The organism is Bacillus sp. D48C, assembly GCF_053345735.1.
Genome location: NZ_JBKFAQ010000003.1, coordinates 1 through 15,791 on the forward strand (window position 1 = coordinate 1; position 15,791 = coordinate 15,791).

Consider the following 15,791-nt stretch of genomic DNA (forward strand, 5'->3'; position numbering starts at 1 on the left):
TCTCCAATAAAGTTAGTTTGTCTAGCATCTAAAAATAAAAATTGACGTTTCACGTTGTTTGTTTCGTTTAGTTTTCAAAGTTCAATATCGCGTTTCGGCGACTTTTATAATATATCATAGTATATTATTTTCGTCAACAAGTTTTTCAAGATAATTTGTATCTCTCATTTGCTGACTCTGCCTATTATATAGATTTTGCTATCACTATGCAAGTATTATTATAAAAAAATAAGAGGGGGGGAAAATCCACCCTCTTATTCTTCAGAAGAAACCTCTTCATTAGATTCTTCTTCTTCATCTTTCTGTGCTTTTGCTACTGTCGCTACCTCTTGCTCATCCTCTAAACGAATTAGACGAACACCTTGTGTATTACGTCCCATTTGAGAGATTTGATCAACCGGCATACGAATAATAACGCCTGCGGCTGTAATTAGCATGATGTCTTCTTCACCTGTTACAGACTTAACCGCTACTAACTTACCGTTTTTATCTGTAATGTTACAAGTTTTAAGACCTTTACCACCACGGCTTTGTAGTCGATACTCTTCAACTGGAGTACGCTTACCATACCCGTTTTTCGTTACAATTAAGACATTCGTATCTTCTTCAACAATTTCCATACCTACTACTTGGTCCTCTTCGCCTAATGTAATAGCTTTTACACCAGCTGCATTACGGCCCATAGAACGTACATCTTGTTCATTGAAGCGAATTAACATACCGTTGCTTGTCCCTACGATAATATCTTTATCGCCAGATGTTAAACGTACAGAAATCACTTCATCTTCTTCACGAAGCGAAATTGCAATTAAACCGTTCGTACGTATATTTGCAAATGATGAAAGTGGCGTTCTCTTAGAAATACCTTGTTTCGTTGTAAAGAATAAGAACTGGTCGTCACCAAATTCACGAATTGGAATAATGGCATTGATCCACTCACCCTTATCTACCCCTAATAGGTTAATAATTGGTAGCCCTTTTGCAGTACGACTATACTCTGGGATTTCATATCCTTTCGTACGGTATACTTTACCCTTGTTTGTAAAGAATAAAATATGATCATGAGTAGACGTTGTTAATAAGTGTTCAACAAAGTCATCATCATTCGTACCCATTCCTTGTACACCACGTCCCCCACGGTTCTGTGTTTTGTACGTAGAAGCTGGTAACCTCTTAATATAACCGTTATGAGTTAACGTAATTGCAATATTTTGCTCAGGAATTAAATCTTCATCTTCAATAAATTCCATACCGCCAATTGTAATTTCTGTTCGTCTCTTATCATTGAAACGCTCTTTTACTTCTGTTAATTCTTCACGAATAATCTCAAGAACTTTCTCTTCATCTGCTAAAATCGCTTTTAATTCAGCAATTAAATTCATTAAATCTTGATATTCTTGCTCGATTTTTTCACGTTCTAATCCAGTTAATCGTTGCAGACGCATATCTAAAATCGCTTGCGCTTGTTTCTCACTTAAACCGAAACGTTCCATTAAGCCTTGCTTTGCAATATCAGCCGTTTTTGAACTACGAATTAACGTAATAACTTCATCAAGATGATCTAAAGCAATTCGTAATCCTTCTAAAATATGAGCACGTGCCTCTGCTTTTTCTAATTCATACGCAGTACGTCTACGGATTACTACCTTCTGGTGCTCCAAATAATGATATAAGTTTTGTTTTAAATTTAGTACTTGAGGCTCTCCATTTACAAGAGACAACATATTAATACCGAAACTTGTCTGAAGTGCTGTATGTTTATATAGATTGTTTAATAGTACGTTTGCATTGGCGTCACGACGTACTTCCATGACAATACGCATACCATTTCGGTCTGATTCATCACGTAAATCTGTAATACCTTCAATTTTCTTATCGCGAACTAATTCTGCGATTTTTTCAATTAATCGTGCCTTATTAACTTGATAAGGTAGTTCCGTTACGATAATAGATTGTTTACCATTTGATTTCTCTTCAATTTCAACTTTGGCACGAAGCATAATAGAACCGCGCCCTGTTTCATAAGCTCTACGGATGCCACTTCGACCTAAGATTAAACCTGATGTCGGGAAGTCTGGTCCAGGAATATATTCCATTAACTCCGCTATAGTAATATCCGGGTTATGACTTAATGCCAACACACCATCAATTACTTCGCCAAGTTGATGCGGCGGAATATTTGTTGCCATACCAACTGCAATACCTGTCGTACCGTTTACTAATAAATTAGGAAAACGCGCTGGTAATACAATCGGCTCTCTTTCCGAACCATCGTAGTTATCTTGATAATCAATTGTATTTTTTGAAATATCACGTATTAATTCCATAGAAATCTTAGACATTCTTGCCTCTGTATAACGCATTGCCGCTGCTGAATCTCCATCTACAGAACCGAAGTTACCATGCCCATCTACAAGCATATAACGTTGACTGAAATCTTGCGCCATACGTACCATTGTTTCATAAACGGCTGAATCACCATGAGGGTGATACTTCCCGATTACTTCACCGACAATACGTGCTGATTTCTTATACGCTTTATCAGCTGTAATTCCTAAATCATTCATCGCATATAAAACCCTACGATGCACAGGTTTTAATCCATCACGAACATCTGGTAATGCACGAGATACGATAACACTCATTGCGTAATCTAAAAATGAGGTACGCATTTCATGACTAATATTAATTTCTCGAATTCGTGCTTGTTGTTGATTGTCTGACATCAACGAGCACCTCCTCTTACGTTTCCGTTATACATACATTGATTTATATGTAGAAGACAGGAATACTTAGATTCCTGTCATTACTCATTTAAATATCAAGGTTTTTCACGTATTTTGCATTCTCTTGGATAAAGTTACGACGTGGTTCCACTTTATCACCCATTAAAATTTCAAATGTTTCATCTGCTTCTATTGCATCTTGAAGAGAAACTTGAAGTAACGAACGTACTTCTGGATCCATTGTCGTCTCCCATAGCTGAGTTGGATTCATCTCTCCAAGACCTTTATAACGTTGAATTCCTGGTTTCGGCTGGGCTGGTAACTCAGCTAATATTTTTTCAAGTTCTTTATCATTATAAGCATATTGAATTTTTTTACCTTGTTGCACCTTAAACAACGGTGGCTGTGCGATATATATATATCCACACTCAATTATTTGACGCATATAACGATAGAAGAACGTTAATAATAGGGTACGAATATGCGCACCATCAACATCGGCATCGGTCATAATAATAACTTTATGATAGCGTGCTTTTTCGATATCGAAGTCCCCACCAATATTTGTACCAATCGCCGTAATAATTGTACGAACTTCATCATTTGATAAAATCTTATCTAAGCGTGCCTTTTCAACATTAATAATTTTACCCTTCAGCGGTAAAATTGCTTGAAAATGACGATCGCGTCCTTGTTTTGCAGATCCACCCGCAGAGTCACCCTCTACGATATAAATTTCACTAATTGCTGGATCTTTAGAAGAACAATCTGCCAATTTCCCTGGTAAACTTGAAACTTCTAAAGCACTCTTTCGGCGAGTTAGCTCACGAGCTTTTTTAGCTGCTACACGCGCACGTGCTGCCATCGTTCCTTTATCTACAATCTTACGTGCAACATTGGGATTTTCCAGTAAGAATTTTTCAAAAGCCTCAGAGAATACTGACTCCGTAATCGTCCTCGCTTCACTATTTCCAAGTTTCGTCTTCGTTTGCCCTTCAAATTGTGGATTTGGATGTTTAATTGACACAATTGCTGTTAAACCTTCACGAACATCTTCACCAGTCAAATTACTATCCGCATCTTTTAAAATGTTATTTTTACGACCATAATCGTTAATCACACGTGTTAAGGCAGTTTTAAATCCTACCTCATGTGTACCACCTTCATACGTATGAATATTATTTGTAAATGAGTAAATATGATTTGTATATCCTTCGTTATATTGAAGCGCAACTTCAACTTGAATACCATCTTTTGAACCTTCTACATATACAGGCTCTTCATGAATTGGTTGTTTTGAACGATTTAAATGTTCAACATATGATTTAATTCCACCTTCATAGTGGAACTCTTTCTTTTGCTTATGTTCACGTTTATCTTCAATTGTTAATTTAATATTACGATTTAAAAACGCCAACTCACGCATACGAGTCGCTAGCGTATCGAATTCATATTCTGTCGTCTCTTTAAAAATTTCTGGATCCGGTTTAAAGCGAGTTATTGTTCCAGTCTTATCTGTATCACCGATGACTTTTAAATCTGCAACCGGAATACCTCTTTCGTATTTTTGGTAATGGATTTTACCATCACGATGTACAAATACTTCTAATTCTGTTGATAAGGCATTTACAACAGATGCACCAACACCGTGCAAACCACCAGAAACTTTGTAACCGCCACCGCCAAATTTACCACCAGCGTGGAGGACAGTCATAATAACCTCTACTGCAGGACGTCCCATTTTTTCTTGTATACCAACTGGAATACCACGTCCATTATCCGTTACAAGAATACTATTATCTTCTTCGATACTAACGTTAATTTCATCACAATATCCTGCTAACGCTTCATCGATACTATTATCGACAATCTCCCATACAAGGTGGTGAAGTCCCTTTCCACTCGTAGATCCAATATACATACCCGGACGTTTCCGAACTGCCTCTAGTCCTTCAAGTACCTGTATCTGACTTTCATCATATGCATTTTCTTGCATTTGTTTTTGTTCCATTGACACAAAGATCACCTACTTTTCCATTTAAACAGGGGTTTATGCCCTATCTATTTCACAATCTACCGTGCCGTTCGTTACATGAATTGTTTTCGCATCTTTTAATGTTTCGTGTTCAATTCCGTCGACACTCGTCGTTGTAACAAATGTTTGCACCTTTCCTTGAATTGTATTTAACAGATGTGATTGACGATAATCGTCTAATTCTGATAAAACATCATCCAGCAAAAGGATTGGATATTCTTTAACCTCTGAATAAATTAATTCAATTTCAGCTAATTTTAGGGATAGTGCGGTCGTTCGTTGTTGCCCTTGCGAACCAAAGACTTGAACATTTTTACTATTAACGAAGAATTGTAAATCATCACGATGAGGACCAATTAAAGTCGTACCACGGAAAATTTCACGTTGTTTCACAGATTGAAAACTTTCATAGTATACTTCTTTTATTTTCGACAAATCCATTGATTCTGATACATCTACACTTGGTTTATAGACAATTTCTAACTCTTCTAATCCACGGCTTATACCGCGATGAATTGGAGCTGCCCATTCCTGTAGCAAATGCAAAAATTCAAAACGTTTTTGCAGTATTTTCGCACCATGCTCAATTAGTTGAAGTGTAAATACATCCAACATCGTTTCCTCATTCTTACTATTCCCTTGCATTTTTTTCAACAAGTGATTTCGTTGCGTGAGCACCTTTTGATATTGACTTAATTCATACAAATATATAGGAGCTATTTGTCCTAATTCCATATCTAAAAAGCGTCTTCTTACTTGAGGGCTTCCTTTTACAAGATTTAAATCTTCTGGGGCAAACATGACAACGTTCATCACGCCAATATATTGACTTAACTTTTGTTGTTCAAGTTGATTTAATTTTGCCTTTTTACCTTTTTTCGAAATATTTAATTCCAAAGACAAAGAACTGTTTCTTTTTTGTAATTTCCCTTTTATTTGACCAAACTCTTCATCCCAGCGGATAAGTTCGCGATCATTAGAGGTTCTATGAGATTTCGCCATCGCTAAAACATAAATAGCTTCCATCAAGTTTGTTTTCCCTTGTGCATTTTCGCCGATAATTACATTTACCTTATCTTCAAAGGAAAGCTCTAATTTTTCATAATTGCGATAGTTTTTTAATTGTATTTCTGAAATAAACAAAGGGCTCCCCCTTTATGCCTGAACTTGGAAAGTTCCGCTTCCTGGAATTTCAATAACATCATTCGCATATAGTTTGCGACCTCTTCTATTTTCAAGTTCGTTGTTCACGTACACTTCATATTCTTGTAAAAACCATTTTACAGCGCCACCTGTATCAATTACATCAGCTAACTTTAAAAATTGTCCTAGTGTAATATACTCTGTTGAAATTTTAATATGTTTCATAAAATCGCTCACTTTCTGAAAGTGTTCATTCTTTCATTGTACTAAATAAACTAACATTAGGAAAGTAATACCCAAAAATCAAATAAGGGCCACTAGCATCTTTAAACTAGCAACCCTTATTCCTTACCTAGTAAGTACGAACCGGTAAAATTAATTGAATAATTGAATCATCATTTACTGTACGAATTAAGAACGGTCTCATCGCCCCAGTAAAGCTAACTTTAATCTCTGTACTATCTAGAGCTTTCAATGCATCCATCATATATTTTGCACTAAAAGATATTTTTAACTCTTCTCCATCTACTTTTTCACATTGTACTTCTTCGACAACTTTTCCAATTTCTGGTGAATTCGAGGAAATCTCTAGCATTTCTTGCTCTAAAGTTGATAATTTGACAACGTTATTGCGGCCATCTCTCGCTAATAGTGAAGCACGATCAATTGCTTGTAGGAATTCTTTTGTATTTACAAAAATATCCGTTTTACTCTCTGCTGGAATTAAACGTGTCGTATCTGGATAATTTCCTTCTAACAATCTTGAGAAGAATAATAAATGCTTTGTACGGAATAATACTTGATACTCAGTTATTACAATATCTACCATCTCTTCAGACTCATCCAGAATTTTACTTAATTCGTTTAAGCTCTTACCTGGAATAACAACATTAGCTTGAAATTCATCTGCAATATTATGTCCTTCGATTTTCGCTTTTCGAAGTGCCAGTCTATGACTATCTGTTGCAATACAAGTTAACTCGCTGTTATATACCTTCCAGTTTACACCTGTCAAGATTGGTCTTGTTTCAGAAGTAGAAACTGCAAATACAGTTTGTCTAATCATATGCTTAAGTAAATCTGTTGGTATCTTAAATACATGATGTTCTTCAATCTGTGGTAATAACGGATATTCTGCAGAATCTAAACCATTTAAGTTAAACTCTGATTTTCCAGATTTTATTTTTGTCATAAAATGATTTTCCACAGAAATTTCGACAGTATCCTTAGGTAGTTTTTTTACAATCTCACTAAAATATTTTGCTTGTAAAACAATGCTTCCTGATTGAGCTATTTCTACGATTTCTTTTCCATCTTCTTCGACTGGAATAAACGATTCAATAGAAATATCAGCATCGCTTCCTGTTAATGTAACCCCTTCTTCAGTAGCTACAACTTTAATTCCCGTAAGGATGGGGATTGTTGTACGAGAAGAAACTGCCTTCATTACATCTTGTACACCTCTTACAAGATAGTCTTTTTGTATTGTAAAACGCATAAAGAAAAACCTCCGGTAAGTATAAGATTTTATTTAATTAATAAAGATAAAAAATAGTAGTAATAGTAATAGGGCTTGTGGATATGTGGATAACCCCTTTGAAGGATGTAAAAACAGTCTATCTACATGTGGATAGACTGTGCGTAAAACAAGGTAAGTTATTCACACTATTCAGCTACTACTTTAAAATACCATTAATTTCTTCAACTTGCTTTTGTAATTGCGTATCGGTTTTTAGTAGTTTAGAAATTTTTTCATGGGCATGGATAACTGTTGTATGATCACGTCCACCAAATTCTTCACCTATTTTTGGTAAAGAGGAATCCGTAAGTTCGCGTGATAAATACATTGCAATTTGGCGAGGAAACGCAACTGATTTTGTACGTTTTTTCGCTTTAAAATCTTCTAATTTTACTTGATAAACGTCTCCGACAGCTTTTTGAATATCATAAATAGAGATAATTTTCGGCTTAGAATTTGGAATAATATCTTTAAGTGCTTCAGCTGCTAAATCAGCATTAATATCTTTATTAATTAAAGATGAATAAGCTACAACTCGGATAAGTGCACCTTCTAATTCGCGAATATTTGAATCAATTTGATTTGCGATATAAAGCATAACTTCATTTGGTATATCAAGCCCTTCAGCTTTTGCTTTTTTGCGTAAAATTGCAATTCGTGTCTCTAAATCTGGCGGCGTAATATCTGTAATAAGTCCCCATTCAAAGCGAGAACGAAGACGATCTTCTAAAGTTGGAATTTCTTTTGGTGGTCGATCACTAGAAATTACAATTTGTTTACTTTCTTCGTGTAATGCATTAAATGTATGGAAAAACTCTTCTTGAGTTTGTTCTTTTCCAGCAAGAAATTGAATATCATCTATCAATAAAACATCTACATTGCGATATTTATTACGAAAATCAACAGCTTTATTATCACGAATAGAGTTAATAAATTCATTCGTGAATTTTTCTGATGATAAATATACAACTTTTGCATTTGGATTATGTTCAATTACATAATGGCCAATCGCGTGCATTAAATGCGTCTTTCCAAGCCCAACTCCCCCGTAAATAAAGAGTGGATTATACGCTTTAGCTGGCGCCTCGGCTACAGCTAATGAAGCTGCATGGGCAAAACGGTTACCAGAGCCGATAACAAATGTATCAAATGTATATTTTGGATTTAACATGCTCTGTGGTAAATGAGCTGAATCATCTTGTGCTGGATTCCGCTTAACTGGAGGAAGATCAATGTCCTCTTCCGCTTGACTTTGGGGAATAATAAAGCGAATTGCTAATTTTGCCCCTGTTAAATCGTATAGTGTTTCTGAAATTAGTTCTGAGTAATGAGATTCTAGCCAGTCACGAGCAAATTCATTTGGAGCTGTAATCGTTAATACGTCTTTCTTCAAGTTATGAGCCGTTGTTGATTTTAACCATGTCTCATAACTAGGCTTGCTTACCTTTTTTTCTAATTCTTTTAAGGCACTATTCCATAAATCAGAGATATTTTCCAAAGGTGTCCCTCCTTTACTAAGATGGTAAAAGAATAAGGCTGCGCAACAAATGTACAACCTAATAAATATAAAATGTATATTTATACGAAACGTATTTTAAAACCTAAAAACGTCGTTTGTATATGAGATAGGGTTTTCGACAAAAAAACCAAATGTGGACAACTGTTTACCCACATGTGATTAAAACTGTCCACATGTTATACACAAATTGTGGATAAGATAAAGATGTGGAAAACTTATTCAAAGTGAAAACACAACTATAATATCAAAAAAAAGTGGCTATAGCAATGAATTTAAGAAAGTTATCCACAAAATCAATACCTTGTGGAATAAACTTGTCCACAACACGATATACTGTGTAAAAGTGGGAAAAAAGTTTGTGGATATAAAAAACGTGAAAAAACATTTATCCACAAGGAAATATAGATGCTGTGAAAAAGTATGTGAATAGGTTCAAAATGAATATTTGATGAAAATTTCTAGAACCATTGACATTTTCCTAGTTGATTAACTATAATTTATAGGACTGTCTTTAACAGATATTCCTCAGGGAGGTGTCATATAATGAAAAGAACTTACCAACCAAATAAACGTAAGCGCAGCAAAGTACATGGTTTCCGCAGCCGTATGAGCACAGCGAACGGACGTAAAGTGCTAGCAGCTCGTCGTCGTAAAGGAAGAAAAGTATTATCTGCGTAGACCACTGATCGTTCAGTGGTCTTTTTTTCTAATAATAGTGAATTTCCGCTGATGAAATACAGGAGTGTCAATTGATATGAAGAAAAAACATCGTATAAAGAAGAATGATGAATTCCAGGCGGTTTTTCAAAAAGGAAAATCAAATGCGAATCGTCAGTTTGTTGTATACCAATTAGATAAAGAAGAACAGCCAAACTTTCGCATCGGCCTTTCTGTTAGCAAGAAAATAGGAAATGCAGTAGTTCGTAATCGAATTAAGCGCATGGTCCGTCAAGCTATTACAGAGTTAAAAGATGAGATAGATTCTGGAAAAGATTTTGTTATAATAGCAAGGAAGCCTTGTGCAGAGATGACATATGAAGAAGTAAAGAAAAGCTTAATTCATGTCTTTAAACGCTCTGGTATGAAAAGAATAAAAAAGTAGCGTAAGGAAATGAATTACACTATATACATACCGATACAAGGAGGAGTAGGCTTTGAAAAAGAAATTAGGTTTACTAGCCATGGTCGTTGCATTAATGGCGATTGCCACCGGTTGTAGTGAAACGGGTCAGCCGATTACATCGAAAAGTACTGGGATTTGGAATGAATATTTCGTATATCCGCTTTCTCAGTTAATCACGTATTTTGCCGACTTATTTAACAGTAATTACGGTTTAGCAATTGTTATTACAACTCTTATCATTCGTTTTGCATTATTACCATTAATGATTAAACAAACAAAGAGTACAAAAGCAATGCAAGCGTTACAACCAGAAATGGTGAAGTTAAAAGAGAAATATAGTTCTAAAGATCAAGCAACACAGCAAAAACTACAACAAGAAATGATGCAGTTATATCAAAAGAATGGTGTAAATCCATTGGCAGGATGTTTACCGATATTTGTTCAGATGCCTATTTTATTCGCGTTTTATCATGCGATTATGAGAACAACAGCAATTAGTGAACATACATTTTTATGGTTTGATTTAGGACAGGCAGATCCGTTCTATATCTTACCGGTTGTTGCAGCAATTACGACATTTATTCAGCAAAAGCTTGCAATGGCAGGAACAGCTGGTCAAAATCCGCAAATGGCAATGATGCTTTGGCTTATGCCGATTATGATTTTAATCTTTGCAATTAACTTCCCAGCTGCATTATCACTTTACTGGGTTGTTGGTAATATCTTTGGTATTGCTCAAATGTACTTTATCAAAGGGCCAGAGATTAAGGCTAGCAAAGCTGGAGGCTCAAGCAAGTGAGTATAATTACTGCTAAAGGACAAACAGTCGAGCTGGCAGTAGAGGATGCTTTAAGGCAATTAAATACATCAAAAGATCGAGTAGATATAAATATTGTCGATGAGGGTAAAAGAGGATTCTTAGGTTTATTTGGGAATCGTCCTGCAGTAGTAGAAGTTGTATTGAAGAAAGATCCAATTCAGGAATGTGAAGAATATTTAAGAAATGTTATTCACAATATGGGTGTGGAAGTTGAAATTAGTAAAGTTGTAAAAGGACGCGAGATCGAATTTACAATTTCTGGTGATGATGTATGGGTTTTAATTGGAAAAAGAGGTAATACACTAAACTCTTTACAGTATTTAACAAAACTTGTTGCGAATCGTAACACGAAGCAGTATATAGGTATTACACTAGATGCTGAAAATTATCGTAGTAAAAGAAAAAGTACGCTAGAATCACTTTCTTATCGATTAGCGAAACAAGTATCTAATACGAAAAAAAGAGTTATTTTAGAACCGATGCCATCTTTTGAACGAAAAATTATTCATCAGGCATTATCAAATCATCAAGGTATCAAAACAACTTCTGAAGGAAATGAACCACATCGGCATGTTGTAATATCTCCTAAATGACCGGTTGCTCAAATGAGTGCCGGTTTTTTTGAGCGAAAAATAGATGTGGATAACTAAAAAACACTAAACTTATCCACTGTGAATAAGTTTAGTGTTTTTTACATGGGGATATAATAAAATGAGTTATTCTTCTTTTGTAGATAGGTTCGTTATGGTATCCTAATAATTTAGTGAAAGAAATAATCATGTTGAAATAGAGATAAATAAGCAAGTGAGGTGAAAGGACATGGAATTTGATACAATTGCTGCGATTTCCACAGCGCTTGGAGAGGGTGCAATTGCCATTGTTCGAGTAAGTGGGGATGATGCGGTTGAGAAAGTTGACCGTATTTTTAAAGGGAAGGATTTAACAGAGGTTCCTTCTCACACTATTCATTATGGTCATATCGTTGATTTAGATACAAATCAAGTTATTGAAGAAGTTATGGTGTCTATTATGCGCGCACCAAGGACTTTTACACGTGAAAATATAGTGGAAATTAACTGTCATGGCGGACTTGTTTCAGTAAATAAAGTATTGCAACTTATTCTAGCGCAAGGAGTACGATTGGCAGAACCGGGCGAATTTACAAAACGTGCTTTTTTAAATGGACGTATCGATTTATCACAAGCAGAAGCTGTTATGGATTTGATTCGAGCAAAAACAGATCGTGCGATGAATGTAGCAATTAATCAAATGGAAGGGCGATTATCTAAATTAATTGGTCGCCTACGTCAAGAAATATTAGAAACATTAGCTCATGTTGAGGTAAATATAGATTATCCAGAATACGATGATGTAGAAGAGATGACACATAATATTTTAATTGAGAAAGCGACGCATGTTCGTTCGGAAATCGAAAAAATATTAGAAACATCAAAACAAGGGAAAATTTTACGTGAAGGTATTGCTACAGCAATTATCGGTAGACCTAATGTTGGGAAATCATCGTTATTAAATAGTCTTGTTCAGGAGAAAAAAGCAATTGTAACTGATATTGCAGGAACAACTCGTGATGTTATTGAAGAGTACGTTAATGTGCGTGGTGTACCTCTTAAACTTATAGATACAGCCGGTATTCGTGAGACAGAAGATGTTGTTGAACGAATTGGTGTGGAGCGATCAAAAGAAATGATGAGCCAAGCAGATTTAGTATTAGTTGTTGTCAACTATAGCGAGGCTTTAACAAATGAGGATGAAGATCTATTCCATGCGGTACAAGGAAAAGACTTTATTGTTATTGTGAATAAGACTGATTTACCGCAAGCGATTGATATGGAACGTGTTACAGAGTTAGCTGCGGGAAATCGTGTTATTACAACATCCTTAATTGAGGAACAAGGAATAGATGAACTCGAAAAGGCAATAGCTGATTTATTCTTTGAAGGAACAATCGATTCTGCAGATATGACATATGTTTCTAATGCGAGACATATTGGATTATTAACACAAGCGGGACAAACAATCGGTGATGCAATTGAGGCAATAGAAAATGGTGTACCAATTGATATGGTGCAAATTGATTTAACAAGAACGTGGGAAATACTTGGTGAAATTACTGGTGACACAGTCCATGAAAGCCTAATTGACCAGTTGTTCTCTCAATTTTGTTTAGGAAAATAATATAGTGATGTTTTAGAAAGATAGAGATTATTAGGAGGAATAAACAATGGGATACAATGCCGGTTCATACGATGTCATAGTAATCGGTGCAGGTCATGCAGGATGTGAAGCTGGTCTTGCGGCAGCACGAATGGGCTCAAAAACATTAATGTTAACAATTAACTTAGATATGGTAGCTTTCATGCCATGTAACCCTTCTGTTGGTGGACCAGCAAAAGGGATTGTTGTTCGTGAAATTGATGCATTAGGCGGAGAAATGGGACGTAATATTGATAAAACTCATATTCAAATGCGTATGCTAAATACAGGTAAGGGGCCAGCTGTACGTGCACTTCGAGCGCAAGCTGATAAATTCTCTTACCAACATGAATTGAAGAAAACAATTGAAGAAACACCAAACTTAACGTTATTCCAAGGAATGGTAGAGCGTTTAATCGTTGAAGATGGTATGTGTAAAGGGGTAGTTACACAAGCTGGTGCAGAATATACAGCAAAAACCGTTGTAATTACGACTGGAACATTTTTACGTGGCGAGATTATCATGGGCGACTTAAAATATTCAAGCGGTCCAAATAATCAGCAACCGTCTATTACATTATCTGAGCATTTAGAGGAACTTGGGTTTGATCTTGTTAGATTTAAAACAGGGACACCTCCGCGTGTAAACAGTAATACAATTGACTACAGTAAAACAGAAATTCAACCAGGTGATGATAAGCCACGTTCGTTCTCTTTTGAAACAACGAAATTTATTATGGATCAAATTCCATGTTGGTTGACATATACAAGTACAGAAACACACCGTTTAATAGATGAAAATTTACATCGTTCAGCTATGTATTCTGGTATGATTAAAGGAACAGGCCCTAGATACTGTCCTTCTATTGAAGACAAAGTAGTAAGATTTAATGATAAACCACGTCATCAAATTTTCTTAGAGCCAGAAGGGCGTAATACACAAGAAGTATATGTGCAAGGTTTATCCACAAGCCTACCAGAAGATGTACAACGTGACATGCTTAGAACAATTCCAGGCCTAGAAAATGTTGAAATGATGCGCACAGGTTATGCAATTGAATATGATGCAATTGTGCCAACACAACTATGGCCAACACTTGAAACGAAAAAGATTAAAAATTTATATACAGCAGGACAAATTAATGGAACTTCTGGTTACGAAGAGGCGGCAGGACAAGGGCTTATGGCTGGGATTAATGCAGCATGCCGTTCTTTAGGTAAAAAAGAAGTTGTTTTAGGTCGTGAGGATGCTTATATTGGTGTCTTAATTGATGATCTTGTTACGAAAGGTACAAATGAACCATATCGTTTATTAACATCTCGTGCAGAATACCGTCTATTATTACGCCATGATAATGCTGATCTTCGTTTAACTGAAGTTGGTCGTGAAATTGGATTAATTAAAGAAGAGCGCTATGAGCGATTTACAAATAAAAAACTACAAATTGAACAGGAAAAGGAACGTTTAAGCAGCATTATTATTAAACCACGTCCTGAGGTTCAAGAATTAATTCGCAATATTGGCGGAAGTGAATTGAAAGATGGAATACGTGCAAGTGACTTATTACGTCGTCCAGAGATGACATATGAGCATATTCATCTTTTAGTACCAAGTGAAGTAGAATTAAGTGATGAAGTTACAGAACAAGTTGAAATTCAGATTAAGTACGAAGGATACATTGAAAAATCTTTACAGCAAGTAGAGCGTATGAAGAAAATGGAGAGTAAAAAAATACCTGTAGATATTGATTATGATGCGATTTCTAGCCTTGCCTCAGAAGCTAGACAGAAATTGAAAGATGTTCGTCCACTTTCAATGGGGCAGGCTTCACGTATTTCTGGCGTAAATCCAGCGGATATTTCCATTTTACTTGTTTATATAGAACAAGGAAAAATTGCGCGCGTATCGAACCAATAAATAGTAAGGAGATATTGCTAGATGAACATAGAACAATTTCAATCTATGCTAGAAGAGAAGGGGATCACCCTCTCTTCTAGACAGTTAGAGCAGTTCAAAATCTACTTTGAAACATTAGTAGAGTGGAATGAGAAAATGAACTTAACGGCTATTACAGAAAAAGAAGAAGTATACTTAAAACACTTTTTTGATTCTATTACAGCTGCTTTTTATTATGATTTTTCAAAACCGTTCTCAATTTGTGATGTTGGTGCAGGGGCTGGATTCCCAAGTATTCCTTTAAAAATCTGTTTCCCGCACTTAAAAGTAACAATTGTAGATTCATTGCAAAAACGTATTAATTTCTTAAATCACTTAGCACAAAAGTTAGAATTAAGTGATGTTGCATTTTGTCATGATCGTGCTGAAACATTTGGGAAAAAAGAAGGTGTACGTGAATCATACGATATTGTAATGGCACGTGCAGTTGCACGTCTTTCTGTATTAAGTGAGCTATGTTTACCACTTGTAAAAGTTGGAGGAACATTCATTGCAATGAAAGGTGCAGCAGCAAATGAAGAAATCGAAAATGGTAAGTATGCTTTAGAGGTGCTAGGCGGAGAGTTAAAAGAGATGTCTACGTTCCAATTACCGTTTGAAGAGAGTGAACGTAATATTTTATTAATCGAGAAAAAGCGCAAGACACCAAAGAAATATCCACGCAAACCGGGAACGCCCAATAAATTACCTATTGAAAAATAAATCTTATTAGACGTAAGATTAAATTATATAAAT

Annotated in this window: 13 protein-coding genes; 7 read left to right on the forward strand and 6 right to left on the reverse strand. The window is 35.6% G+C overall.

The features are described 5' to 3' along the window. Positions 1-254: 254 nt before the first annotated feature. From gyrA to dnaA, 6 genes are all read right to left on the reverse strand, one after another. The gene (gene gyrA, locus ACLBXA_RS08915; protein WP_001282868.1) at positions 255-2,726 is read right to left on the reverse strand and encodes a DNA gyrase subunit A; all 2,472 of its coding nucleotides are present in this window, start codon (positions 2,724-2,726) and stop codon (positions 255-257) included. A gap of 88 nt (positions 2,727-2,814) precedes the next feature. Continuing rightward, positions 2,815-4,737: a DNA topoisomerase (ATP-hydrolyzing) subunit B gene (gyrB, locus tag ACLBXA_RS08920; RefSeq protein WP_000435979.1), complete on the reverse strand. Its 1,923-nt coding sequence runs from the start codon at positions 4,735-4,737 to the stop codon at positions 2,815-2,817. Between the two features lie 39 nt (positions 4,738-4,776). Further along, on the reverse strand, positions 4,777-5,904 hold the full coding sequence (recF, locus tag ACLBXA_RS08925) for a DNA replication/repair protein RecF (protein WP_000470754.1): 1,128 nt from the start codon (positions 5,902-5,904) through the stop codon (positions 4,777-4,779). 12 nt (positions 5,905-5,916) lie between these two features. After that, entirely contained in the window at positions 5,917-6,129 is a 213-nt protein-coding gene (gene yaaA, locus ACLBXA_RS08930) for a S4 domain-containing protein YaaA (RefSeq protein WP_000680510.1), read from the reverse strand. Positions 6,130-6,256: 127 nt separating this feature from the next. Continuing rightward, positions 6,257-7,402, reverse strand: coding sequence for a DNA polymerase III subunit beta (dnaN, locus tag ACLBXA_RS08935; RefSeq protein ID WP_001212884.1), 1,146 nt, complete (start codon positions 7,400-7,402; stop codon positions 6,257-6,259). Between the two features lie 178 nt (positions 7,403-7,580). Beyond that, positions 7,581-8,921, reverse strand: coding sequence for a chromosomal replication initiator protein DnaA (dnaA, locus tag ACLBXA_RS08940; RefSeq protein WP_000428018.1), 1,341 nt, complete (start codon positions 8,919-8,921; stop codon positions 7,581-7,583). 564 nt (positions 8,922-9,485) lie between these two features. On the opposite strand from dnaA, the gene rpmH reads away from it, so the two are divergent. The 7 genes from rpmH to rsmG all read left to right on the forward strand — a co-directional run bounded on the left by rpmH (position 9,486) and on the right by rsmG (position 15,758). After that, the gene (gene rpmH / locus ACLBXA_RS08945) at positions 9,486-9,620 is read left to right on the forward strand and encodes a 50S ribosomal protein L34 (protein WP_000831901.1); all 135 of its coding nucleotides are present in this window, start codon (positions 9,486-9,488) and stop codon (positions 9,618-9,620) included. A gap of 76 nt (positions 9,621-9,696) precedes the next feature. Continuing rightward, positions 9,697-10,044 (forward strand): ribonuclease P protein component, encoded by a 348-nt coding sequence (gene rnpA, locus ACLBXA_RS08950; RefSeq protein ID WP_000726621.1) that lies wholly within the window; start codon positions 9,697-9,699, stop codon positions 10,042-10,044. A gap of 52 nt (positions 10,045-10,096) precedes the next feature. Continuing rightward, the gene (spoIIIJ, locus tag ACLBXA_RS08955; RefSeq protein WP_000727741.1) at positions 10,097-10,864 is read left to right on the forward strand and encodes a YidC family membrane integrase SpoIIIJ; all 768 of its coding nucleotides are present in this window, start codon (positions 10,097-10,099) and stop codon (positions 10,862-10,864) included. Beyond that, complete coding sequence (jag, locus tag ACLBXA_RS08960) at positions 10,861-11,478, forward strand: RNA-binding cell elongation regulator Jag/EloR (protein WP_447617175.1); 618 nt, start codon at positions 10,861-10,863, stop codon at positions 11,476-11,478. Before spoIIIJ ends, jag begins: the two co-directional genes overlap by 4 nt. Positions 11,479-11,704: 226 nt before the next feature. Further along, positions 11,705-13,081, forward strand: coding sequence for a tRNA uridine-5-carboxymethylaminomethyl(34) synthesis GTPase MnmE (gene mnmE, locus ACLBXA_RS08965; protein ID WP_000393760.1), 1,377 nt, complete (start codon positions 11,705-11,707; stop codon positions 13,079-13,081). Between the two features lie 46 nt (positions 13,082-13,127). Continuing rightward, positions 13,128-15,017 carry a tRNA uridine-5-carboxymethylaminomethyl(34) synthesis enzyme MnmG gene (gene mnmG, locus ACLBXA_RS08970; RefSeq protein WP_000541045.1) on the forward strand — a complete coding sequence of 630 codons (1,890 nt, stop codon included), beginning with the start codon at positions 13,128-13,130 and terminating at the stop codon, positions 15,015-15,017. Between the two features lie 21 nt (positions 15,018-15,038). After that, positions 15,039-15,758, forward strand: a complete 720-nt coding sequence (gene rsmG / locus ACLBXA_RS08975; protein WP_001019628.1) for a 16S rRNA (guanine(527)-N(7))-methyltransferase RsmG — start codon at positions 15,039-15,041, stop codon at positions 15,756-15,758. Positions 15,759-15,791 lie beyond the last annotated feature (33 nt).